This window comes from Paenibacillus sp. FSL W8-0186 (assembly GCF_037969765.1).
Lineage (GTDB): Bacteria > Bacillota > Bacilli > Paenibacillales > Paenibacillaceae > Fontibacillus > Fontibacillus woosongensis.
Map to the genome: position 1 here is coordinate 1,010,069 of NZ_CP150207.1, position 24,932 is coordinate 1,035,000.

Consider the following 24,932-nt stretch of genomic DNA (forward strand, 5'->3'; position numbering starts at 1 on the left):
CATCAATAAAGAGAAGGGCGCCCCGCATGTTCGCGTGGGACGCCCTTCCTTGTGTTTGCAATTTTTATTTGCCGCTGATCTCACGGAAGGAAGCTTCTGCCGCTTCCAGCGTAAAATCGATATCCTCGTCTGTATGGGCCGTCGTCAGGAACCAGGCCTCGTATTTGGAAGGCGCGAGGTTGACGCCCCGATTCAGCATAGCCCGGAAGAAGGCGGCGAACAGGTCGCTGTCCGTATCCTGCGCTTCCTCATAGTTGGTAACCGGATGGTCGCAGAAATGCGTCGAGAATGCTGCGGCAATCCGATTAATCGTCAGCGGAATGCCGTAACGGCTCGCCGAATCCGCCAGCCCGTTTGTCAGCTTGACGGCCAGCCGTTCCATCTCCGGATAGACGCCTTCTTCCCGCAATACTTCCAGGCAGGCGATTCCCGCCGAGATGGAAGCCGGGTTGCCGGCCATCGTTCCGGCCTGGTATGCCGGGCCGAGCGGAGCGACCTGCTCCATGACTTCCTTGCTGCCGCCGTACGCGCCGATCGGCAGGCCGCCGCCGATGATTTTGCCGAGCGCGGTCAAATCCGGCTGGATCGCCTCATGATTGGCCAGCCCGTTAAACGTCTGGGCTGAGCCGTAGTGGAGGCGGAAGGCGGTAATGACCTCGTCATAGATGACGAGCGCGCCATACTGCCGGGCAAGTCTGCAGAGATCCTCGAGGAAGCCTTCCTTCGGCATGACCATGCCGAAATTGCCGACGATCGGCTCGACCATCACCGCAGCTACGTCGTCGCCCCATTTGTTCAGGGCGGCCTGGAGCGCTCCAGCATCGTTAAACGGCACGGTAATCACCTCATGGGCGATGCTGGTCGGGATGCCGGCGCTGTCGGGAATGCCGAGCGTGGAAGGGCCGGAGCCTGCGGCTACCAGCACGAGGTCGGAATGGCCATGATAGCAGCCGGCAAATTTGATGATTTTATTGCGCTTGGTATAGGCACGCGCTACGCGGATGGTCGTCATGACGGCCTCTGTCCCGGAATTGACAAAGCGCACCTTGTCCATGGAAGGAATTGCGCTCTTTAACATTTTAGCTAGGGTAATCTCCAGCTCGGTTGGCGTACCGTACAAGGTGCCGTTAGCCGCCGCTTCCTGAATGGCGCGGGTCACATGCGGGTGAGCATGGCCGGTAATGATCGGGCCGTATGCTCCGAGATAATCGACATAGCGGTTGCCGTCTACGTCCCAGAAATGGGAGCCAGCCGCTTTATTCATAAAAACGGGCGCCCCGCCCCCAACCGCTTTGAAAGAGCGGGAGGGGCTGTTGACGCCGCCGACAATATGCTGGAGAGCTTCTTCGTATAAACGTTCGGATTGAATCCGGTTCATGAGGTACATCTTCCTTTCAAGTAGGTGTTTGGCGGATCAATGAATCAATTCCGGAAGGTTTCCGCAGCAGGGGGAGATCCGGAACCTGCGCCCGTGCTTCTGCTGGTTCCAGTTCCGGCGCCTGCGCCAGTACTCGTACTCTTGTCTGTATCCGCCGCTCCTGCCGGGCTGTTATCGCTGTCTGTGTCCTGTTCAGGTTCGTCCGGCGCGTTAAATACATCCTGAACGAATTGCTTTAATTGATCCTCGCTTCGAATGCCAATCACTTCGGAGCCGCCCACGTTTTTCTCTACGACCAGCTTCATCGGAGGAATTTGCTCGCTGCCCGCCATTTTACTGTCATAGGCAACGGTGGCCAGCTTCCACATATCGTTGACCGTCAGGTTCGTATCGATATACGGATTCACTTTCTCCAGAATTGACGGAAGCTTCATAATCGAGGTCGTCGATATCATTTTCTCGGCTACCGCTTTGAGGAAATTGCGCTGGCGCTCTGTACGCGAATAGTCGGAAAGAGCGTCATGGCGGAATCGGACGTACTGCAGGGCTGAATTGCCGTCAAGGTGCTGCTGGCCTTTTTTCAAATCGATATCATATTCATGGTTGTCGGCCTTACTTGTGTAGCGCATATCCTTCTCTACGTAGAAGTCCACGCCCCCGATGGCATCCACGAGCTCGATAAAGCCTTGGAAGTCCGTATAGACGTAATATTGAATCGGTATGCCGAGCAGCTCAGAGACCGTCTCCATCGCTTTGTTTGGCCCATGGGTAATGGCGGCGTTAATGCGGTCCGACCCGTAGCCTGGTATTTTAATATAGGTATCACGCATAATAGAGAACAGGTAGGCTTTCTTCTTCACGGGATCGATGGAGGCGACCAGCATCGTGTCGGACCGGGGGACCTCTCCCTTCTTCAGTCCGCGGGCGTCTACACCCATCAGCAGAATATTAACCTGCTCGGTGCCCTCCCATTTCGGCGGCTCGGCTTCCTTCTTGGTCTCGACCGGCTGTACGTTGTAGAAGGGCGAGTCCTCGCCTTTCTTCTGGAATTTATCAACTTGATTATAAATGGCGATAAAATAGTAAGCCGCAACAGCCGCGATGGCGACCAGAATTCCAGTGATGGACCAGATGATCGCCCGTTTCGTGCGTTTCGTCATATTGTTCGTTCCTTTCGGTGGATAACGATGAGAACCGTCATAAATTGGATGTATTGCATACCCATCCATTATAATTTCTTTTGTAGGTACAATCAATTTTCGTATTTGTGAAGTCAGAAAGGAGTTCATGCTGCATGGTTGATGTACAAGTTCAAGTAGGAGAGCTGGTTCCCAATTTCCGTCTTCCCGCGGATGGGGGAGAGGAGATTGCGTTAAGCGAATTTCGCGGCCGCAAGGTCGTTCTATATTTTTATCCGAGAGATATGACTCCGGCGTGCACGCGGCAGGCCTGCGATTTCCGCGACCAAAGCGAAGCGCTGCTGGAGCAGGGGGCCGTTGTTCTCGGTATTAGCGGGGATTCCGTGAAGTCGCATGATAAATTCAAGGCGAAGCATGGCCTGAACTTTCCGCTGCTCGCGGATGAGGATCACCGCGTTAGCCGGATGTTCGGCGTATGGCAGCTGAAGAAATTGTACGGCAGGGAATATGAAGGAATTGTGCGCTCGACCTTCCTGATCGATGAGGAGGGCAGACTGCAGAAGGAGTGGCGCGGCATCCGGGTAGCCGGACATGTGGAGAAGGTGCTGGAAGCTCTGCGGGATGACCAGAGAGCGAAGTAACATAGCGGACTAACATAGCAAAATAAGATATTTTGCCGTAGTCTAAATTGAGCAGGGCATTCATATAATCTACCAGAAACCCAATGAATTGATATAATCGCGGAGGTAGATTTTATATGAATACACAATGGCTGGCCGGATTCCCAGTGTTTCGCTTGATTAGCTTAGTAGTTGCTATTGTTCTTATCGTATCCTTCATTCCCCAATCCGAGAGCCAGAGCATCATGCCTGAAGCAGCCGCCCAATCCCCTGAGGATGCGGCGGCCGTCTTCAAGGTGCCCGCTGGCGCGGTCAGACCCGCTGCTTCGGCGGCTTCTTTTGCCAGAATATCCTCTTCGAAACAATCTTCTGTAATACCCGCTTCCCAGCCCCAATCCAAACCAAAAGAAGCAAGCAAAGTAATATATCTTACCTTTGATGACGGCCCTAGCAAATGGACGGATGACGTATTAGCCATATTGAAAAAAGCCGACGTGCCGGCCACATTTTTCGTGCTTGGCGAGCAAGCCAAGCGGTTCCCGGAGATCATTAACCGGATCAATGAGGCTGGACACGCGATCGGCAACCATACTTACAATCATAAATATGATGAATTGTATGCCAGCTTCGGTGTTTTCTGGTCCCAGATTAAGGAGACGGAGGAAGTGCTCCGCAATATTACGGGAAAGCGCCCCCCGCTAGTCAGAGCGCCCGGCGGAACGTACGGGCATTTTGATGCAGCTTATTTTCAGCTGCTGGAGCAAGGCGGCTATAAAGTATTCGACTGGAATCTGGACAGCGGCGACTCCAAGCGTAAAGGGGTTCCCGCCTCGGAAATCATACAAAATGCAACTCCCCCCAAGCCAGGAGACTCCGTCACATTGTTAATGCATGACGGTGCCGGACATGAGGAGACTGTGAAAGCTTTGCCCAAAATCATTGACTACTATAAGTCGCTCGGGTATGAATTCCGCGCGATAACTCCCGAGGTTCCGCCTATTCAGTTTGCCGTATCTCCTAAAATGAAGAACAGCAAGCGACCGCAGCCTTCAAGCGATTGGGTCCAGGCCCATATCGTTCCTAACGCCGAACTATTCGGTCCTGGCGAGCCGCTTTATGTTGAGGCAGGAGGTTTGGAGACGAAGCTTGCGGCTGGCGAATACGAACTCCGGGATGGACAATTCAGAGTACCGCTGCGGGCAGTCATGGAACGGCTCGGGGCCGAGGTCAGCTGGAACGGGCTGGAGAAAAGCGCGGTTGCAACCTGGGGAGATACAAGAATCATTGTCAGCTCGGCGGATGGCACCATCGTCGTTGAAGCCCCAGGGGAAAGCGAAAAGAGATATACAGCAAGCCTGGAATGGAGAAACGGGCTCCTATGGCTGCCGCTGCGTACGCTGCTGGAGGTAACCGGGCATGACATTATGTCGGTTACGGCCAATACAGAGGAGCGGCGGGTACGGGCGTCCTGATGGAAGGGCTGTTTCTCTTACATACGTCTATTTTAGGTAGTTTCTGGCGACAATGGTTGGTAGAATAGCGGCCGAAAATGGAGGTAGCCAGGTTATGATAGATCATTATTCAGCGGATTTGCTAGGGAAGCTGGTCAACCGGGTAGACAGTATAATAATAGGAAAAAGAAAGGAAATTGAGCTAGCCGTCGTCTGCATGCTGCAGGGCGGACATATTCTGCTCGAGGATGTTCCCGGGGTTGGCAAGACGCTGCTGGTGCGCACGCTTGCGGCTTGTCTGGGCGGTACGTTCGGCAGAATTCAGTTTACCTCGGATCTGATGCCCTCCGACGTAACCGGGGTGTCGGTGTACCGAGCCCAAACCGGACAATTCGAGTTCCGGCCAGGACCGATCATGGCGCATATCGTGCTGGCTGATGAAATTAACCGCGCGGCTCCGCGCACCCAGTCGGCCTTACTGGAGGCGATGGAAGAGCGCAAAGTGACGGTAGACGGGGTTACCCATCTGCTGCCGAAGCCTTTTTTGCTGCTGGCGACACAGAACCCATTGGATTACGAAGGGACTTACCGTTTGCCGGAAGCCCAGCTTGACCGGTTTTTAATGCGTATTTCCCTAGGCTATCCGCAGCCTGAGCAGGAGGTGGAGATGCTTGGCCGGATGCAGGAGGGAACTCCTGTTGAGGATATCCGCCCCGTGCTGCTGCTTGAGGAGATGGCGCAGATACAGCGCCAGGTCAGAAAGGTGCTTGTCGATGAGCGGATCAAGCAATATTTAGTGGGAATTGCCCATGCCTCCCGCCGCCATCCCCAGCTTGCGCTCGGAATCAGTCCTCGCGGCACACTGGCCTGGATGGGGGCCGCGCAAGCGATGGCCTATTATAAAGGGCGGTCTTATGTAATTCCTGATGACGCCAAGGCGGTAGCGGCGGCGGTGTTGGCCCACCGGCTTATGCTGAAGCCCGAGGCGAAACTGGCGGGGCTGCACGGAGAAGACATCGTGGAGGATTTATTGTCCCAGGGGAAGGTGCCCGTATTTCAGCAGCAGCGGGGTGCGTCGTCATGATGGGCAGCGGTGTTGGAGCATGGATGGCAGGCGTACCAGTCATAGGAGTTCTAGGGGCGCTTTATGCCTGGAAAGGAGGAGGAGCTTCGTTATTTCTTCTCCTGCTGGCGCTGCTTATTGGAGCTGTAGGTGCCGCTAGCCAGTTGTGCGGGCCAACAAGAGTTACTGTCCGCCGCACTTGGGCGCCTTCGGCCCCCTACGAAGGGGAAGAAATCGAGGTGACACTCCAGATTAGCCTGGAAGGCGGAATCCCTCCGCTCTGGGTTCAGGTCGAAGATGATTTGGCGGGACTTGAGCAAGAAAGAGGTAGGCTGCTGTTTTCAGGGTTTAAACGTAACTACAGTGGCACATACCGTTTGAGCGGAGTGGCCCGCGGGCTGTATACCGAAGGAAGCACGACGGTCGCATGGGGCGACGTGTTCGGCTGGTTCAAACGGGTCCGCCGCCTGCAGGGAAGGGATAAACTGCTTGTTCAGCCGCTTCCGCTTTATATAGCGGCATGGGACGAGATACTGGGAAGAAACGACGGAGAAGGCGGACGTGCTGATACGTCGCTGAAATATGCCCCGCTATGGGGCAGCCGCTTAAGGGCCTACGAGCCGGGCGATCCGGTGAAATCGATCCACTGGAAAATAAGCGCTCGCCGCGGCGAGCTGATTACCCGTGCTCCAGAGGAAGTTTACGCATGGCCAGCCTGTCTGATTCTGGATACGGAACCGGCATCTTATTTCGTTCCGGAACGGGGAGAAATTTTTGAGATAGCCGTATCTGCAGCGGCGGCATGGCTGCATCGGCAGAGCGAGGGGACGGACGCGTATTATTTTCGCCCGGGGCTGGGAAACAATACGCTGCAGCTCATTGGAAGAGAAGGATTGTATGAAGGGCTTGAGGTGTTAGCGCAGGTTCAGCTTGCCAGCGAGCGGTTCGCCCTTTCATTGAATGGAGCCGAATCATGGAATCACTTGGTTGTACCTGGGCAGCGGATCACGATAATCACAGGCTGCTTAACTCCTTCGCTTGTCGCCAGACTGCTGCAAATGGCCGACGCTGGAGCGGTGCTGGATGTATGGTGCTCTGGCGAATCCGGTGATGCAGCTGTACACGGCTCGGATGTAGAAGAGGCTGGCATAGGGAACGGCGGTGCTGAGAATTGGGAGAAGTCTGCGGGAAATTGGTCTGCTCAATTGAGCTCGCATGGAATCCGGATGGTTCCGCTTCTATACGACTCGGCCTCCGTACAGATGAAGCCGGGCAGGGGAGGAAGAGATCATGGCATTGCCTAGCTTGCAGCAGCAGGCTCGTGAGTATCCCATTCGTTCCGGCAAGCAGGAAGCCTTCCAGCCGTGGCTGCACAGAATAGCGGTTTCACTGCTGCTGTACGCCCTTTTTGCGGAGTGCTTGTACCCTCTTTACGCCATTGTGGTTGAGCATGAGAGAAGGGTTGTTACCGTCTTTCTTTACCTGACGGCAGCTCTTCTACTGGCCGGTTCTCTGCGGCTGGCCACATGGGTGCAGGCGATGTTGTACTTGATGCTTATTGGCGGGACATTGTTCTATTTGTTCGGGTTGCAGGAGGGCATGTCGTGGATTAGCTGGTATGGAATCGTTGCGGCTCAGGATATCGCTGCGATATTTCAAATGGGGCGGCTGAACGAAGCGAGCCCGGAATCGCGAATGCTGCTCTTGCTGATCGGGTGGAGCTTGCTGGTCGTATCTGTCCAGATGCTGGCCATCGGCAGGCAGACGATTTTGCTGTTCCTGGCGGTCGTCATCGTTTATTTGCTGACAATTGAGCTGATCTTCGATGCCCCGATATTTTATAACCTGGCGCGGGCAGCGGGAATTGGCCTTGCGATCCAGTGCTATGCGTTTGCCATGCAGATGAGGGAACAGGGATATATCAAGCAGATACCTTTATTTAAGAATAGAAAATCACACAAGGAGCATGCTTACAAAATCATCGCTCCCCTGACGGTTACGGGACTTGTTGGCTGCGCCGCGGCAATGAGTCTTCTGCTGCCGGCCCAGCCGGTTCAGCAGCAGCCTTTGCAGGCATTGATCAAAAGCCTTCAGGGCTGGTATCAAAAGGAGGGCTTGGCCGAAGCAAGCGTGACGACCTCGAGCGTATCGGGCTACGGGCGGGATGACGGTGAGCTCGGCGCGCCGCTCCAGCTCCGGTGGGATACGTACTTTACGGCGAAATCTCCGGTTTCTGCTTATTGGCGGGGGGAGAGTAAAAGCGTGTACACCGGCCGCGGCTGGCTGCAACCAGCGACGGAAGAGGAAGTGCAATTGCTTGCTAGCGGGGAGGGATCTAGCTTGCTGCCACAGGAAGATGATTTCGCGGGCGGCAGCAAGATCAGGCAAACGATTACGTTTCAGAAGCCGGTTACAGGACAGCTGCCGCTGCTGAGCGGAGGCATTCCTGTCCAAGTCGATCACGTGTTTGCCGAGGAGGGCAGGAGCGTCCCATTTGCCGCCAGGTTTGACCAAGCTGCCGGAGCCATATATTTGGACAGAGCTGGACAAGCTCAGCAGACTTCTGCAATGGAGGGGATCCAGGGCTACGAGCTGACGGTCATTCGGCAGCCGACCGCCGGAGGGTATCTCAGGCAGCTGGAAGATGGAGAACCGGCATCGATTGGCGAGCGGTATTTGCAGCTGCCGGATAGCTTGCCGGAGCGGGTTCGCGAGCTGGGTAAATCGCTCGTGCAGGACACCGGCAATCGCTATGATGCGGCGATGGCCGTAGCTAAATATTTGAAGCAGCATTACTCCTACAATTTGAATTCGGCGATCCCGCCAGCGGATGAAGATTTTGTCGACCGGTTCCTGTTTGTCGACCGCCAGGGTTATTGCGACCATTTCTCTACAGCTATGGTCGTGCTGCTGCGCAGCGGTGACATTCCAGCCCGCTGGGTCAAAGGCTTCACGCCTGGAGAGCGAAGCAAGGAAGAGCCTGACTTGTACACGATATCGTATGCGGATGCCCATGCGTGGGTGGAGGTGTATTTTCCTGAGCAAGGCTGGGTTCCGTTCGACCCGACACCGGGCTACGATTCCATCTTGTCGGCTTCGCCCCGGATAAGCGGTCAGTTTCTGCCTGCATGGATTCGGGAATTTGCGAACAATGTATCGGTCCTGCCTGCAGCGATAAAATCTATGCTGGATCATGGAATGCTCACCTTAAGGGAATCGCTGGTAAAAGCGCCGTTGATTTGGACTGCCGGATTGCTTGGCGTGTGGCCTATGATTTGGTTGATCATATGGATGGGGAGAAACAGTACGGTCTGGCGCGATTTATTAACGCTTCAGCGGATCATTGCCCGGCCGCGCAGCCGTTTTCCTGACCAGAAGCTGCTGCTGCATATCGCCGACCGGGTCTGGCGGCAGATTTACCGCATGTATGGAAATAAACCGGAAGGCATGACCGCTAGAGAATATGTGGATTCTCTAGCTGCTCAGGAAACAGCTAATCTAGGCAAATTGGAGGAGTTTGTCCGGGAATGGGAGACACTCTATTATGGAGGATTAAGGCCTGATCGGATGAATAGCCGAAATTTTCTGGAGTTATGCCGAAATTTGGCTTTGCGCCGTGGATAAGATGTCTTCCGAACTTTCTTGACGACTACTTTTGTCGTTTCGTATAATTAGGTTCATGAATTGAGGGAGGCTCGGTAATGAATAAGCCAAATGAATTGATTGTCGTTCTTGATTTTGGAGGGCAGTACAATCAGCTGATAGCAAGAAGAATTCGCGATTTGGGTGTATACAGCGAATTGTTGCCATACAATACTTCGGCAGAGCGGCTGCGGGAAATGGCCCCTAAGGGCATCGTCTTCTCTGGCGGTCCTTCCAGTGTGTATGCAGAAAATGCACCGCAAATCGACCCTGCTGTATATGACATCGGTGTGCCGATTTTCGGGATTTGTTACGGAATGCAATTGATGGCGCATCAGCTCGGCGGAAAGGTAGAACGTGCGGCTAAGCGCGAATACGGGAAGGCAGACGTGAATTTCGCCGAACATTCGGCACTCACGAAAGGCCTGGAGTCGAAGCAAACGGTATGGATGAGCCATGGCGACCATGTCGTGGAACTGCCGAAAGGCTTCGTCGTCGATGCATCGACGGAGCACGCTCCGATCGCTGGCTTCGCGAACAAAGAGCGCCGGTTGTACGGCGTCCAGTTCCATCCGGAGGTACGCCACTCCGTGCATGGCAACGAAATGATCCGCAACTTCCTGTATGAAGTGTGCGGATGTGAAGGCAACTGGAGCATGGAGACATTCATCGAGGATGCGATCCAGGATATCCGGACGCAGGTCGGCGACAAGAAGGTACTCTGTGCGCTGAGCGGCGGCGTTGATTCCTCCGTAGTCGCCATGCTTATCCACAAAGCGGTGGGCGATCAGTTGACCTGTATGTTCATCGATCACGGATTGCTGCGCAAAGGCGAGGCCGAGAGCGTAATGGAGACGTTTGTCGGCAAATTCGACATGAAGGTTGTCAAGATCGATGCGCGCGAACGCTTCCTGTCCAAGCTGGCAGGCGTCGATGATCCTGAGCAAAAACGGAAAATCATCGGCAACGAGTTTATTTACGTGTTCGAGGAAGAATCCAAGCAGTTTGATGATTTCGCATTTTTAGCGCAAGGTACGCTTTACACCGATATCGTGGAGAGCGGCACGGCGACGGCCCAGACGATCAAGTCTCACCATAACGTCGGCGGACTGCCGGAGGACATGAAGTTTGAGCTCGTTGAGCCTTTAAAGGCATTGTTCAAGGACGAGGTTCGCAAAGTCGGCGAGGAATGCGGCCTGCCATCGGAAATCGTATGGAGACAGCCGTTCCCTGGACCGGGTCTGGCTATTCGCGTGTTGGGCGAAGTCACAGAGGACAAGCTGAAAATTGTTCGCGATTCCGACTACATTCTGCGCGAAGAGATCGCCAAAGCAGGTCTTGACCGCGAAATTTGGCAATATTTCACGGCGCTTCCGAACATGAAGAGTGTTGGCGTTATGGGCGATGCCCGGACATACTCCTACACCGTAGGTATCCGCGCGGTAACTTCCATCGACGGCATGACCGCCGACTGGGCGCGTATTCCGTGGGATGTGCTGGAGAAAATTTCGGTGCGGATCGTCAACGAAGTGGATAACGTCAACCGCATCGTATACGACATTACATCGAAGCCGCCGGCGACGATTGAGTGGGAATAATTCACTAAGAGCATTTGAAGTGAAAACGTTCCGCCAAAGGAAAAGACGTAAAAAGGGATATTGCATAAAAGCAATATCTCTTTTTTGTTTTCTAAGATATTTTTAGATCATTGTTTATAGGCTTCTGTTGCAGATTAGTTATAACTAAATCGACTTATTAGGATTTTCTCCGCCCAAAGTAATTTATGCTGATCCGCCATGGCAATATCGGCAAAGGAAAGGTTGCTTTAATGACTTAGATTATCAATCATTCAGAATTGGAAATTCCTCAAGCATCTTCTTTAAATTGATAGCATCCCATGGCATGTGCTCTGTAATGCCTAAGCCCACTACTTCTGTTGCTTCGGAAAGCTCCTTCATTATACGAATCAGTTGTGTACGTTGCAGGGAGCCAGCTGCTGAGAAGTTATAATCTTCATCAGGATTAGCGAACAATAAGGAACGAAAGGATGATGGATCCAATACATCTAAATCAAGATGAATGGCTAGATGCTTGATATCATTTTCCTTAATCCAGTTTTTTATTGAATCCGTACTTTTAGCAAGCTCATCTGCATTAGCTGTTCTAATACCTAGTCTATTAATCAGTTCATCCTCGGGTTCCTCTGGATAAACATCTGCTTTTTCAATTTCTTCTACAATTCGCTTTTCTTCCTCCTGAGATGGAGTTGCTAGACCAGCGATAAATACATTCGCTGGTTTCAGTGGAGTTTTTACTAAACTTGAAAATTGCTTGTCGCCCTCGCCTAGTAGATTTCCAAGTGGAAGTGTATGTCCATTGTCATATCCCACAAATCTAACAAGATCACTATGAGCATCAATCCATATGACCCCTAGATTTCCTCCGTAACGTTCGTTTAAATAGGCGAAGGGTGCCTGTTCCACAAGACAGTCTCCACCTAACATCACAACCCGATCCGGCTTGTGAGCTTCTAGGAGATGGTGTGCGGCTGTCAATTGCTCAAATAGTTGTGTTCTTCCATTCATGCCATCCTCCTTTTCAAGCGAATCCCCGTCAAAAGCTTGGACCGGGACTTCAATAAGAGGCTGATTATTTTTTGGGGCAAGCCAAGCAAGTAACTCAGCTCCAAATGAATAATGTGGGTTATTTCCTCCTTGCCATTGGGGCATAAGCAGTCGTATAGTCTTTTTAGTCATTATGCTCTCTCCTTTATTTGGAATAATGTTAGTTTACAATGCAAAGTAAATCTAAGAAAAGTACGCACTTTTTGGATAGATACTACCAGAAAGGATAGTGATTATATGAGTATGGCTGAATATAAAGGTAAAGTGAAGAACATTCAAGATACCCCTTTTGGATATACAATGTCTATTATTGGTGGCAAGTGGAAGATGGTTATTATCTATCTTCTAGCTGAAAATGAATCCATTCGATTTAATGAATTAAAAAGGCAGATAGGTGCGATTACGTATCGAACATTAAGTGCTCAATTAAAAGAATTAGAGACCGATGGATTGGTTCATCGTGAAGAATTCCCCCAAATCCCGCCCAAAGTTGTCTATAGTTTAACGCCAAAAGCTAAATCTCTCCTACCTGTCTTGGAAAGTCTGTGTGAGTGGGGAGTAGAAAATCAGTAAAAAGTAGCGATATGATGTATATTGCTTCTGAAAATGATGTTATTCGTATTGTAGGTAGTTCTTATCAAGAAGGGCTCAATTATCCTGATCACGATGACATTTTTAATGACGAGAGGAGTCTGTAGTTGATGTGCAATTTGAATAACGGAAAAATACCGAAGGAAGCGATTCAAGCATTAAAAATTGTCGAGGAGCTGCTTGGCAGTGAGGTAGTCGCGGTATATCTATTTGGTTCTGCCGTAATTGGTGGCTTGCACATTGACAGTGATGTAGATGTCCTAGTGGTCGTAAATCATAGTTTAACCGAATTAACTCGAAGAAAACTAACGGACAGACTGATGCTTATATCTGGAAAGATAGGAAATACAGATTCTGTGAGACCACTTGAAGTCACGGTTATCAACTATGGAGATGTTGTACCCTGGCGATATCCGCCAAAAGGCGAATTTATCTATGGTGAGTGGCTTAGGGATGAGTTTGAGAAAGGACAAATTCAGGAACCAACTAATGACCCTGACTTGGCTATTGTTTTAGCAAAAGTAAGAAAGGATAGCGTTACTCTTTTTGGTCCGGATGCTTCAGATGTACTAGCCCCCGTGCCAATGACAGATATTCGAAGAGCGATTAGGGAATCCTTGCCTGGGTTAATTGAGAGCGTCAAGGGTGACGAAAGAAACGTAATTTTAACTTTAGCCAGAATGTGGCTGACAGTAGCTGTTGGTGAGATTTCTCCAAAAGATGTGGCTGCAGAATGGGCTATACCTCGGTTGCCCAAAGAACATGCGACTTTACTCGACTTAGCTAGAAAAGCCTATCGGGGAGAGTATGCTGATAAGTGGGAAGGACTGCACTCCGAGGTGATGGCACTCGTTAATCATATGAAAAATTCTGTGGAGACTTATCTTAGTAGCTGAGCATGATCTCAGTCCATCGTCAAGTGTTTGCAACAGTACCCGTAACTGTCGAGTATTCCCTGACGGACAAGGGAGAGGAATTCCTTCGGGTGTACTATACTATGCATGATTGGGGAGAGAGGTGGAAGGGTTACTATATTACAGATGTGATGATAAAAGAATGTGCCAGATCAGTTGTTACCATGCAAGCAAAATTTAAACGGCCCAAGTCCTATGTAATATCGGGACTCGGGCCGTTAAAGACTTTTGCAAGTTGCTTTTGTTAAGGATTCAAGAACTATACTCTATCGACAGACTCTTATTTATGCCGTCCCAAATAATCTTTGCGCCAAGGATAGAAGGAATCTCCCTGGCTTTGATGTAGGATGAGCGCGAAAGTATTTTGAAATCCTTAATCGTAGTGCCATTGATCGTTGGGGCTTTCTTAGAGCTGTCATAGCCAACCTCAACCCCGAGTAAATCACTGATAGCCCGTAATGGCACGTAGACGCTTCCTTCAATCATTCGCCCTGATTTTGCAACCTTGCCATTGACCGTGATTGGAATCTCCTGGTAGAGTGTTTCCCTTTGAGAAGGGGGTATGTATGTTACGATGACATAGGCTTCTTCCTGGACGTTCAATTCAGGATCCGTTGGAGAAAGAACAGTAATGTCATGCTTCCCGGTTATGGAACCAAGCGTAACGGTTACCGCAGCTGTTCCCAGCCCAACTGTCCGAATACTCCCGGGGGAATGAACTTTAAGTATCTGAGTGTCCGAAGATTGCCACGTCACCATTTCGGTAACATAGGCCGTGTCGCCGTTATCGAATTTAGCCAGGGCATTCAATTCTATGCCGATATCTACGCTAACCTTAAATGGATCTGCAGTCGGTGGGAGAGTGCCTCTAACGATGTCAATGCTTTTTGGAATACCAACGAGAATATCCGTGGATGTTGCCGCAAAGTTCTGAATTGCTTTTCCTGTATGATCCTCCAATTGGGCAGATTGGATTTCGATGGAGGTATTTTGACTTGAGACGCCTTCCTTTACGGTAAGAAAAAAGGATACAAAGGCTTCGTCAGAGGTAGAACGAATAAGTTTACCGTTATTAGCGGATATGGATATGGCCACTTCTTTCCTGCCATCCGTAGGATCGATATCCATAGGATATGGAGTCTCGATATTATAATCATTATAGCTAGAAGGAATGAAAATGGTGTCACCTCTCCATATATCCTTTCCAAGGGTTTCGTCAAAACGGATGTTACCATCCGTCGTAAAAATACTTTCGTCATAGCTTAAAATGATTTTTGCCGCTCGCAGTCCCATGTTATCTGGAAGCTCCTTCGTGGAGATTTTTACCCCAACCATGACACTTTGTCCGGGAATCAGGCTCGTATAGTCGCTTATGACGTCTAAAGATATTTTCTTTGCATCTGCTGCCGTGGCCGTATTTGCAAAGCAACCTAGCAGCGTAAAAAGTGCAAGCAGCGCTGCGATGAGTTTCCGGTTGATCGCGTGCATCTCATAACCCCCCATAATCCAATTAATGATATATTTGTAATATCGGCAGCATTGTCGCTTTAAATAAGTTACGCGGCCGTTTTCATTTCACAAAATGTTGGTCATACTCATCTTTCAAAATACCCATAATGACAATGTCATGCCATTTTCCCTTACGATAGAGTGCTTGCCGAAATTTCCCCTCATGTATAAATCCCATTTTTTCATAGAGTTTGATTGCTCTTTCATTAAAAGAAAACACTTGTAAATATAGACGATTTAAATTTAATTCATTAAATGCATATTCAAGTATTAAAGAAATAGCGGCTGTTCCAATACCTTTTCCCCACACATCTTTTACACCGATATCAATTACACATTCAGCAGAACGATTTTTATAATCTATATTAATTAGGGAAACAATACCGACAGTTTGTTCAGTTTCTTTATATTCAATTAGATAACCTTTAGCAGTAGATTGAGCAGCAATTGCTGATATAAATTGTTCAGTTTCTTCTAACGTGTATATGTCAAAGTTGAGGCTGGTAGTTTCCATGACTTCCATATCGTTGCGCCAATCATGATAAGTAGTGTAATCATTAGCGGATAATTTCCGTAATTTAATCATTTTATTTTCAAACATTCATACCACTCCTTAAGTTAAAATATTTTCAATCATTTTATGCATTAAATTGAGTATATCTGTAAGGTTATTGCTAGAAGAGTATTGATTATGTTGATGTAGCATAACTCCATCGATCATAGAAATAAGCAATTCACAAAAAGAATTTATATCAATTTGCTTTCGAAATTCACCTTTCTCCATCCCGATAGTAATAAATTGTTGAATATTTTGTGAAAGCCTTTCATGCCTTTCTCGTAGATATGGTACTTCTTCAATATGATGAGAAAGAAAAAACTCTGACTTGGCACGAACTAAATTAATTTCTTTATTTTGAATGGAAAGAATGATCTCAGAAATCCAGTCGTTTAATTGAGGCAGTAAAGGTGCTTGTAAATCAGGCGTTAATAACCGGCTGGCTTGTAAAGAATCATCATATTTTAATGCAGCTATAAAAACAGAATCAATATTTTCAAAATGTGCATATAATCCACCTCTCGATACTTTAGCCTCATTCATAATATCTTTCATGGAAGTGTTAGAATATCCTTTGGTAGAAAAGACATTTACAGCAGCTTTAGCTATATTATTTTTTCGAGTTTCTAAATATTTTTTACTTACCTGTGGCATGGAGGACCCTCCTCTACGCAAAATAGACACTGATGTCTATTTAATGTAGAGCTGTGAATTCAATTTGTCAATACTTTACTTAATAATCTGGTGCACGATAAAAAAGCCGTTCGGGGCGTTCAGCCCTGGACGGTTTTTAGTGCTCTTGTTGCTTGAGAAAGCGAATTTTGTCAATTTTCAGAGAATCCTGTCGAATTAGTTTTAACAAATCACGAACAATTTCCATGATTGGTTTTAAAAATATTCGCTTTTTCTGTTGACAAGCTGAGTCTTCAAGCCTAGAATAAGTCATGTAATAAGTCTTTGAAACAAGACTTGTACGGGAAAATTCGACAAATTCAAATAGATGCTTTTCGTATAATTCCGGGAATTGGCCCGGAAGTCTCTACGAGGTCACCGTAATGATCTGGCTACGAAAAGAAGACATCGGAACATGTTTGCGATGGAGATGATTGTGGGAGGTTAGCGATCCTGCCAGTTAACGCTATAGAATGTTAACGGACGGACGATTTAACTGCTGCTGCTCATTCCAGTCCAGACATGGCTACGGTATCTTCTGCTCAGCACGGGACCCGGGGATGTATTGTCACTCCGGGCTTTTTGTCGTTCCCGACTCATTCTAAGGAGGAATCATTAACCATGGATCGGTTCTTTAAACTTAAGGAACACGGCACAAATGTAAGAACGGAAATTATTGCAGGTGTTACAACGTTCATGACGATGGCTTACATCCTGTTCGTGAACAATCTGTTCTTGGGCCCGGGTGGTGCGGGTATCCCTTCAGACGGTGTATTCTTTGCTACTGCGGTTGGTGCGGGTCTGATTACGATCCTTATGGGACTGTTCGTTAACATCCCCATTGCGCTTGCCCCAGGTATGGGTCTGAATGCGTACTTCATGACCGTCGTTCTCAGCTCTAACGGAGCAATTACATGGCAAGCGGCTCTGGGTGCTGTCTTCATCTCAGGTATTATCTTCCTGATCCTTACGGTGACGAAAATTCGTCAAATGCTCCTTGTGGCAGTGCCAGAAAGCATCAAGTCTGCCATTACAGTCGGTATCGGTCTTTTCGTAGCTATTATCGGTTTCAAAATGAGCAACCTGATCGGCATTAATTTGAACGGACCGGTTGAAGACTTTACTCAGCAGGTGCCAGGCAGCTTCTTCAACCTGGGTCTCGGTGATTTCGTACACGATTCCGGTGTACAATTGACACTCATTGGCCTGATTCTAATCGCTATTCTTATGGCGCTTCGCGTCAAAGGCGCATTGCTGATCGGTATCGTGGCAACGACGTTGATCGGTATCCCGATGGGCGTAACTGATGTCAGCGGGCTGTCCGGCGCAAGCTGGTTCCCGAACGTAAATGAGCTGGCTGTCGGCAAGCTCGATATTATGGGCGCGCTCAAGCTGGGATTGTTTGAAATCGTATTGGTGTTCACCTTCGTTGAATTGTTCGACACGTTTGGAACTTTGGTAGGTACGGCAACGCGTGCCGGGCTGATGAAGAATAAAGAAGAAGGCGAGAAGAAGATCGGTAAAGCAATGCTGGTTGACGCGGCTGGCGTTAGCGCTGGTGCGGTTCTCGGTACGAGCACGATCACTTCTTATGTTGAGAGTACTGCTGGTGTTGCCGAAGGCGGACGTACAGGACTGACTGCAGTAACAACAGGCGTTCTGTTCTTGCTCGCATTGTTCATCGCTCCTCTTGCAGGCGTGGTACCTTCCGCAGCAACAGCGCCAGCGCTGATCATCGTAGGCGTGCTGATGATGGGACAAGTCCGCAATATCGAGTGGGATGATTTCCTTCATGCATTCCCTGCGTTCCTGACGATTGTGCTTATGCCGTTTACTGGCGGTATCGCCAACGGGATTTCGGCAGGTATTATCTCTTACGTGCTTCTTGGTGTTTGCAGCAATATCTTTACGAACAAGAAGGTTAAAGTTCACTGGTTAATGTGGGTGCTGGCTGTTTTAGTGCTTTGCCGTTATATCTTCTTGGGCGCCGAGTAATTTAGCGCAGCCTGAATAATAATTTCATATAGTAGGTTTTGATATTCCCAAGACTGGCCGCTTATGCGGCCGGTCTTTTTATATTTCGAATCTATGAATTTGTAGGCATAATCTCTGAATCTCTACGTATATTGGTACAAGCATAAAATGTCAATCAATACTCGTATGGGGTGGAATTGGACATGGCAAGTTTTGTGAAGCGGACAGCGATGCTGCTGGCCATCGGTATTTTTGCGTTATTTACGCAATTTGAGCCAGGAACGGTTCGTGCATTGGAACATAACCTGGTGCAGAATCCCGGATTTGAGCTGGGAGATTCGGAAGCTCCTGAAGCTTGGGAGAGGGATCGTTGGTCCAGAGAGGAAGGAGCCAGCCAATTCGGGGTAATCCAGGGGGACGCGCACAGCGGAGATCGGTCGGCTTGGATCGAAAATGTGGACCCGGATCACGCCAAATGGGTGCAGCAGGTTACGGTGGAGCCCGGCTCTAAGTATTTGATTTCCGCCTGGATCAAAGTACTTAGCATCGGAGGCGGGGAGATTGGCGCGAATATTTTTCCGCTTGGCGTAGGAGGAGCTTATCCCCATGTTATCGAGCCTTCTGGAGAGTGGCAGCAAATCCAGTTCTATGGGGAGTCGGGCCCGGAGCAGAGGGAGCTGAAAATCGCCGCCGCCCTAGGCGGTTATGGAAGGCTAAATACAGGCAAAGCTCTGTTTGACGATATTCGCGTCGAAAAGGTGGAGTCGCTGCCGGCCGGAATAACCGCTTTACCGCTGAGCACAGATATATCCGGAAATATAGGCGGCGGTGGGGCGGATCATCCTGACGGTGAGACTGGACTTGGAAATGGCGAAGCAAGCTCAGCGGCGACCTCCCATGTCCCGGTATTGCCGATTATGCTGTGGTCAGCGCTGTTCGCTATTTTGTTTGCCTGGCTGTATCGGCGCATGATCACGGAGAGTCATCCCCTGGATCGCAGCGGTTCTTACCAGGGTTGGATGTGGCTTGTGATGATTGCCGGGCTGCTGCTTCGGATTTGGATCGGGTATACGGTTCGCGGATTTGAGACCGATCTGAACACTTTCATGGGCTGGGCCCATCACGCGGTAGATAAAGGCCTCGGAGGTTTTTATAGCGAAGGGGTTTTTGCTGACTATCCGCCGGGCTACATCTATGTTTTGTACGTCTTAGGCTTGACGCAAAAATGGCTTGGATTAGGTTATGGTTCGGCAGGAGCGATGCTGCTCTTCAAGCTCCCTTCGATCCTGGCGGATTTGGCTGCAGGATATTTACTGTATCGCGTGGGATGCCGCAAGTTTGGGGGCAGGCTCGGCTGGGCTCTGGCGACCGTGTATTTGTTCAATCCGGCCGTGCTCATCAATTCTGCGGGCTGGGGGCAAGCGGATGCGTTCTATGCCTTATTCTTGATCAGTTCTCTTACGGCTCTAAGCGAGCGGCGTTTGGAGAAATCGGCAGTGTGGTTTGCAATTGCCGCCATTATTAAACCGCAGACGTTTATTTTTACACCGGTATGGCTGCTGGCCCTTCTGTACTACCGTTCCTTGAAACGCATTTCCGTCAGTGTTCTGCTTGGAGCTGCGGTATTCGCCTTGCTGGCTCTTCCTTTTTTCTGGAATCAGGGAGGGCTGCCTGCTCTCATCGATTTATACAAAACAACGCTAGCCTCCTACCCCTACGCCACGGTTAATGCATTCAATTTATATGCGCTTTTCGGCCATAACTGGGCTCCTCTTGATCAGAGGTGGATGCTGCTTCCTTTCCGGACATGGGGGCTGCTGTTCATCCTGGCAGCGGTAGCTTATGCCATCTATATTTCCCTCCGCAGACGCGGACGGGACTTGACCAAGACTTTCTTCATTGCCCTGGCGCTCATCGTCATTGTGTTTGTAGCGGGAACAAAAATGCATGAGCGTTATATGTTTCCGGCGCTGCTGTTATGTTTGTTCAGCTTCATCCAATCCCGGGATCGCCGTCTGCTCTATCTGTACCTCGGATTCAGTCTGACGCAGTATGTCAACGTCGCTTATGTTCTAGGGCATCTGAACCAAGGCATGAGTCCGGGCAATGATGGGATCGTACTGCTCTGCTCACTCGCCAACGCGGTGCTCCTGATATGTATGCTGATCACGGGATATCGCATGTATGTGCAAAAAAAACGCCAGCCGGTCAAACGTCAGGCCGAGAAGGAACGAGAAGCTAACGACGCTTTGCTGCTGGAAGAGCTAGCTTCCAAAGGGAAGCGGCGCAGCTTGTACAAAATCCGTTTCCAAAGCAGGGATTGGCTCTGGGTTGGCCTGGTCACTTTACTGTACGCAGCGCTGGCCTTGTACCAACTAGGATCGACGAAGGCGCCGGTTACCGAATGGAGGCCGACGAAGCCGGTCAGCTTTTATGTAGATTTCGGCGAGGCTAAGACTGTGGATCGTGTTCATTTCTTCGGCGGAGCTTCGACGGGAGCGTTCAAATTGGACTTCGGGAATGATCCTGCATCCTGGGAAAAAACGATTGAACTCTCCGATGATATAGGCGCGGTCTTCGCCTGGAAAAGCGAGGCGGTCGGCATAGAAGCCAGGTACGCCCGGATTACGGTAGAGCATGTCGGCATTTCGCTGCATGAAATGGCATTTTATGAAGCGGGGCACGACAAGCCTGTCCCTATAGCTGGCATATATGATGAAACGGAAGGGGCAAGGGGGAGTGACAGAAGCGCATTGTTATTTGATGAGGCATCGACCTCGGTAATTTACCCCGGTTTTATTAACAGCACTTATTTCGATGAAATATATCATGCCAGAACCGCATATGAATATTGGCATCATTTGCCTCCGTATGAAACGACGCATCCGCCGCTCGGCAAGCTGCTGATCGGACTGGGCATGCAGCTGTTCGGATTCAGCCCGTTAGGCTGGCGTATCGCAGGAACATTGTTTGGAGCGGCGATGCTGCCGCTAATTTACCGGTTTGCCCTGCAGCTCTTCGGGCAGCGAAAATATGCAGTCATGTCTATGGTGCTCCTTGCAGCTGAGTTTATGCATTTTGCACAGACGCGTATCGCAACGATTGACGTTTACGCCGTGTTTTTTATCCTGCTGATGTTTTATAGCATGAATCGTTATCTGCACATGAGCTTTCATAAGCAGCCCCTGGGTAAAACGCTGGTTCCTCTGGCCTGGACGGGGTTATTCTTCGGCATCGGGATTTCGACTAAATGGATTGTGTTGTATGGCGGCGCAGGGCTGGCGTTGCTGCTGCTTCTGTCTTTGCTAAGCCGCTATAAGGAATATGCTGCCGTCAAACGCAGGGTTAAAGCCCGTGAAGGGAATGAAGAATCGGAGCAGCAGGAGCTATATCACCGTATTCAAGAAGGCTTCTGGCGAAAGACGCTGATTACTTTAGGTTGCTGCTGTATCTTTTTTGTGGCGATTCCTGCAGCGATCTACACCTTCAGCTATATTCCGGCCCTTGCTGCCACAGAGGGCGGTTTCAATTTAAACAATTTGATTCAGGCGCAAAAGGATATGTTCGACTATCACAGCAGACTTGTAGGGAGTCATCCGTTTGCTTCGTCTTGGTGGGAATGGCCATTCATGAAGAGGCCTGTCTGGTTCTACAGTGCCCAGGGTGAAACCGGCGGTCTGGCTGAGGGAATGGTGTCCAGCATCGTGACGATAGGCAACCCGCTGATTTGGTGGACTGGAATCGTCGCTATGGCTGCGGCGCTATGGCTAAGCGTGAAGCGGCGAGAATTCGGGAAGTATGTCATGTGGATTTCTTTTCTGGCCCAATATATTCCTTGGATGCTTGTTACGCGGGAGACATTCCTCTACCACTATTTCGCCATGGTGCCGTTTGTGATTGTGGCTATCGTGTATATCACTAGTATTGCCGAGCAAAAATGGGCCCGCTTCAAGTACGTTAGATATGCGTTTATATGCGCTGCGGTGCTGCTGTTTGCGATGTTCTATCCCGTTCTGTCAGGGATGGCCGTGAATTCGGGATACGTTGAGCATGTACTGAGATGGTTCCCGACCTGGATATTTTAGTTCTCAGGTGAGAGCCTTTTGGCTGGAAAGCAGAGATGGCCAGGATGTAAGTTATCAGGTGAAGGAGGGGCAGTTATGGAAATAGGCTGCAGCGTTATCGTACCGATGTTTAATGAAGAGGAAGTGATTGAGCATACGTATCATCGCCTGAAGCAGGTCATGGATTGTGCAGAGGAAGGTTATGAGATTATTTTTGTAAACGACGGAAGCCGGGACAGAACTGCCCAAATGGTGGAAGCAATTTGCCATAAAGACCCGAATGTGAAGTTAATCCAATTCTCCAGGAATTTTGGCCATCAGGTAGCGATCAGCGCTGGAATGGACTATGCCTCTGGCCGCTGCGTCGTTATTATCGATGCCGATTTGCAGGATCCGCCCGAGCTTATTCTGGAAATGCTCAGCAAATGGAGAGAGGGTTACGAAGTGGTGTACGGCAAGCGTATCAAGCGCAAAGGCGAGAGTGTATTCAAGAAAACGACCGCGCTGCTGTTTTATCGGCTGCTTGGGAGAATGACGAAGGTAGACATTCCGCTCGATACCGGGGATTTTCGCCTAATCGACCGGAAAGTGTGCGATGTGCTGAAAAGCTTAAAGGAGAAAAACCGCTTTGTTCGCGGATTGGTAGGCTGGGCGGGCTTTCGGCAAACGAGTGTAGAGTATGTGCGCGATGAGCGTTTTGCAGGTGTCACGAAATATCCTTTGCGGAAAATGATTTCGTTTGCTCTGGATGGCATCACCTCTTTTTCGCATAAACCGTTAAAGATGGCTTCATATATTGGAGTTATTCTGTCGCTTTCCAGCTTCATCTACCTGTTCGTCGTATTGTTTCAGAAATGGTTTGAGCTGGGGACGGTCCCTGGGTGGGCTTCGATCGTAGCGATCAATCTGTTCTTCAACGGTATTGTGCTCATGCTGCTGGGGGTGATGGGGGAGTACATCGGGCGGATTTACGATGAGTCTAAGGATAGGCCGCTTTATATCGTGCGGGAGACTACAGGCTTTCAGCGAGAGGATGCAAATCCGCCTGCCCGGCCATCGTATGTGCCGGAGGGAGTGAATGCGCAGGTGGGGGAGTATGCGGGATAACGGAGGAGGACGTGTCGCTATACAGTTTCTGAAGTTCAATGCTGTCGGGCTGATCAATACGGCGATCGATTTTTCGATTTTTACTATGCTGCTGTTTTTCGGGATGGGCAGTCTTGGGGCGCAGGTCATATCATACGCTGTGGGAACGCTGAACAGTTATATATTGAATAAAAAAATTACGTTCTCCGGTCAGGAAAGCGGCTGGAGTGGACGGAGCATGTTTGTTATTGGACAGTTTGCTCGGTTTGCGGCATTGAACGCAGCGGTTCTTGCTTTATCATTAATGCTGCTTTTTGTATTAACCTCACTGGCCGGATTTCACCCGCTTACATCTAAAGTGCTGGTCACGGCTGTCACTGTAGGCTTGAATTTTTTGGGAAGCCGGAAATGGGTATTTACTAAACAAACTTATGGGCACGACAGAATGGAAGGATGAAATATCGCTAACGGAGACTGTTTTTTTAGAATATAATTTTGGATTGGATGAAGAAGACAGGCATAAGTGCAGCAGAAGTTCAATAAAGATGGATTGAGGAAAAGTGAATTAACTATCGTATTGGAGTGGGACTAATGAGGAGCAAAGCCAGAACAGTAATTGCTGCTACGCTTGCTGCAGGTTTGACGATGGGCGCGGCGAACACGGCTTTTGCAACGGTAGACGGACTGCAGGAAAATTTGATTGGATCCGAGTCCGAAACGTACGGATGGTGTCCAACACCGACGCCAACGCCGAAGCCAACACCGACACCGAAGCCAACGCCGACCCCGACACCAACGAAGACACCGAAGCCAACGCCGACCCCGACACCAACGAAGACGCCGAAGCCAACGCCGACCCCGACACCAACGAAGACGCCGAAGCCAACGCCGACCCCGACACCAACGAAGACGCCGAAGCCGACGCCGACACCGACGCCGACCCCGAAGCCAACGCCGACGCCGACACCAACGCCGACACCGAAGCCAACGCCGACCCCGACACCAACGAAGACGCCGAAGCCAACGCCGACCCCGACACCAACGAAGACGCCGAAGCCAACGCCGACCCCGACACCAACGAAGACGCCGAAGCCAACGCCGACCCCAACACCAACGAAGACGCCGACGCCAACGCCGACACCGACGCCAACACCAACACCAACACCAACACCAACACCAACACCAACACCAACACCAACACCAACACCAACACCAACACCAACACCAACACCAACACCAACACCAACACCAACACCAACACCAACACCAACACCAACACCGACACCGACGCCAACACCGACGCCAACGCCAACGCCAACACCGACGCCAACGCCAACACCAACACCGACGCCAACGCCGACCCCGACGCCAACGCCAACGCCAACGCCGACACCGACACCGACACCAACGCCGACACCAGAGCCAACGCCGGAACCGACGCCGACACCAACATCGACACCAGAACCAACGCCGGAACCGACGCCGACACCAACATCGACACCAGAACCAACGCCGGAACCGACGCCGACGCCAACATCGACACCAGAACCAACGCCGGAACCGACGCCGACGCCAACATCGACACCAGAACCAACGCCGGAACCGACGCCGACGCCAACATCGACACCAGAACCAACGCCGGAACCGAC

General features: G+C 50.2%; 20 protein-coding genes and 1 riboswitch (1 of these 21 cut by a window edge). Of the genes, 14 read left to right on the forward strand and 6 right to left on the reverse strand.

Annotation, left to right across the window (positions count from 1 at the left end; translation table 11 throughout):
- Positions 1-64: 64 nt before the first annotated feature.
- Positions 65-1,378 carry a glutamate-1-semialdehyde 2,1-aminomutase gene (locus tag MKX50_RS04285; RefSeq protein ID WP_213595045.1) on the reverse strand — a complete coding sequence of 438 codons (1,314 nt, stop codon included), beginning with the start codon at positions 1,376-1,378 and terminating at the stop codon, positions 65-67.
- Between the two features lie 44 nt (positions 1,379-1,422).
- Positions 1,423-2,538 carry an LCP family protein gene (locus MKX50_RS04290; protein WP_213595047.1) on the reverse strand — a complete coding sequence of 372 codons (1,116 nt, stop codon included), beginning with the start codon at positions 2,536-2,538 and terminating at the stop codon, positions 1,423-1,425.
- Positions 2,539-2,672: 134 nt separating this feature from the next.
- Between MKX50_RS04290 and bcp the strand changes: the two genes are divergently transcribed.
- The 6 genes from bcp to guaA all read left to right on the forward strand — a co-directional run bounded on the left by bcp (position 2,673) and on the right by guaA (position 10,891).
- On the forward strand, positions 2,673-3,158 hold the full coding sequence (gene bcp / locus MKX50_RS04295) for a thioredoxin-dependent thiol peroxidase (protein WP_339158500.1): 486 nt from the start codon (positions 2,673-2,675) through the stop codon (positions 3,156-3,158).
- 116 nt (positions 3,159-3,274) lie between these two features.
- Entirely contained in the window at positions 3,275-4,609 is a 1,335-nt protein-coding gene (locus tag MKX50_RS04300) for a polysaccharide deacetylase family protein (protein ID WP_339158501.1), read from the forward strand.
- Between the two features lie 94 nt (positions 4,610-4,703).
- Positions 4,704-5,672: a MoxR family ATPase gene (locus MKX50_RS04305; RefSeq protein ID WP_339158502.1), complete on the forward strand. Its 969-nt coding sequence runs from the start codon at positions 4,704-4,706 to the stop codon at positions 5,670-5,672.
- Entirely contained in the window at positions 5,669-6,955 is a 1,287-nt protein-coding gene (locus MKX50_RS04310) for a DUF58 domain-containing protein (RefSeq protein ID WP_339158503.1), read from the forward strand. Before MKX50_RS04305 ends, MKX50_RS04310 begins: the two co-directional genes overlap by 4 nt.
- Entirely contained in the window at positions 6,942-9,275 is a 2,334-nt protein-coding gene (locus MKX50_RS04315; RefSeq protein WP_339158504.1) for a transglutaminase-like domain-containing protein, read from the forward strand. The genes MKX50_RS04310 and MKX50_RS04315 overlap by 14 nt, the downstream gene beginning before the upstream one ends.
- 77 nt (positions 9,276-9,352) lie before the next feature.
- Positions 9,353-10,891, forward strand: coding sequence for a glutamine-hydrolyzing GMP synthase (gene guaA, locus MKX50_RS04320; RefSeq protein WP_213595059.1), 1,539 nt, complete (start codon positions 9,353-9,355; stop codon positions 10,889-10,891).
- Between the two features lie 243 nt (positions 10,892-11,134).
- On the opposite strand, the gene MKX50_RS04325 is transcribed toward guaA, so the two are convergent.
- Positions 11,135-12,049, reverse strand: coding sequence for an arginase family protein (locus tag MKX50_RS04325; protein WP_339158505.1), 915 nt, complete (start codon positions 12,047-12,049; stop codon positions 11,135-11,137).
- A gap of 105 nt (positions 12,050-12,154) precedes the next feature.
- Here MKX50_RS04325 and MKX50_RS04330 point away from each other — a divergent pair, with 105 nt between their 5' ends.
- From MKX50_RS04330 to MKX50_RS04340, 3 genes are all read left to right on the forward strand, one after another.
- On the forward strand, positions 12,155-12,490 hold the full coding sequence (locus MKX50_RS04330) for a helix-turn-helix domain-containing protein (protein WP_055106499.1): 336 nt from the start codon (positions 12,155-12,157) through the stop codon (positions 12,488-12,490).
- Between the two features lie 128 nt (positions 12,491-12,618).
- A complete protein-coding gene (gene ant(9) / locus MKX50_RS04335; RefSeq protein WP_213595063.1) occupies positions 12,619-13,404 on the forward strand; it encodes an aminoglycoside nucleotidyltransferase ANT(9) in 786 nt (261 codons plus the stop codon).
- A 2-nt stretch (positions 13,405-13,406) separates the two neighbouring features.
- Positions 13,407-13,670: a winged helix-turn-helix transcriptional regulator gene (locus tag MKX50_RS04340; RefSeq protein ID WP_244996882.1), complete on the forward strand. Its 264-nt coding sequence runs from the start codon at positions 13,407-13,409 to the stop codon at positions 13,668-13,670.
- A gap of 4 nt (positions 13,671-13,674) precedes the next feature.
- Here the strand turns inward: MKX50_RS04340 and MKX50_RS04345 are convergent, their stop codons facing one another.
- From MKX50_RS04345 to MKX50_RS04355, 3 genes are all read right to left on the reverse strand, one after another.
- Positions 13,675-14,910: a hypothetical protein gene (locus MKX50_RS04345; protein WP_339158506.1), complete on the reverse strand. Its 1,236-nt coding sequence runs from the start codon at positions 14,908-14,910 to the stop codon at positions 13,675-13,677.
- An 82-nt stretch (positions 14,911-14,992) separates the two neighbouring features.
- A complete protein-coding gene (locus MKX50_RS04350) occupies positions 14,993-15,532 on the reverse strand; it encodes a GNAT family protein (protein WP_213595067.1) in 540 nt (179 codons plus the stop codon).
- A gap of 12 nt (positions 15,533-15,544) precedes the next feature.
- Positions 15,545-16,141: a TetR family transcriptional regulator gene (locus MKX50_RS04355; RefSeq protein WP_213595069.1), complete on the reverse strand. Its 597-nt coding sequence runs from the start codon at positions 16,139-16,141 to the stop codon at positions 15,545-15,547.
- Positions 16,142-16,474: 333 nt separating this feature from the next.
- Positions 16,475-16,574: riboswitch (purine riboswitch) on the forward strand.
- A gap of 206 nt (positions 16,575-16,780) precedes the next feature.
- Between MKX50_RS04355 and MKX50_RS04360 the strand changes: the two genes are divergently transcribed.
- The 5 genes from MKX50_RS04360 to MKX50_RS04380 form a co-directional block, all read left to right on the forward strand.
- Positions 16,781-18,154 carry an NCS2 family permease gene (locus tag MKX50_RS04360; RefSeq protein WP_155611940.1) on the forward strand — a complete coding sequence of 458 codons (1,374 nt, stop codon included), beginning with the start codon at positions 16,781-16,783 and terminating at the stop codon, positions 18,152-18,154.
- Between the two features lie 182 nt (positions 18,155-18,336).
- Complete coding sequence (locus MKX50_RS04365; RefSeq protein ID WP_339158507.1) at positions 18,337-22,218, forward strand: phospholipid carrier-dependent glycosyltransferase; 3,882 nt, start codon at positions 18,337-18,339, stop codon at positions 22,216-22,218.
- Positions 22,219-22,293: 75 nt separating this feature from the next.
- Positions 22,294-23,304, forward strand: coding sequence for a glycosyltransferase family 2 protein (locus MKX50_RS04370; RefSeq protein WP_213595072.1), 1,011 nt, complete (start codon positions 22,294-22,296; stop codon positions 23,302-23,304).
- A complete protein-coding gene (locus tag MKX50_RS04375) occupies positions 23,294-23,740 on the forward strand; it encodes a GtrA family protein (RefSeq protein WP_213595073.1) in 447 nt (148 codons plus the stop codon). The genes MKX50_RS04370 and MKX50_RS04375 overlap by 11 nt, the downstream gene beginning before the upstream one ends.
- Positions 23,741-24,008: 268 nt before the next feature.
- Positions 24,009-24,932, forward strand: the 5' portion of a protein-coding gene (locus tag MKX50_RS04380) for an LPXTG cell wall anchor domain-containing protein (RefSeq protein ID WP_339158508.1). It continues 378 nt past the right edge of the window; only the first 924 of its 1,302 coding nucleotides appear in the window; its start codon is at positions 24,009-24,011; its stop codon lies beyond the right edge, outside the window.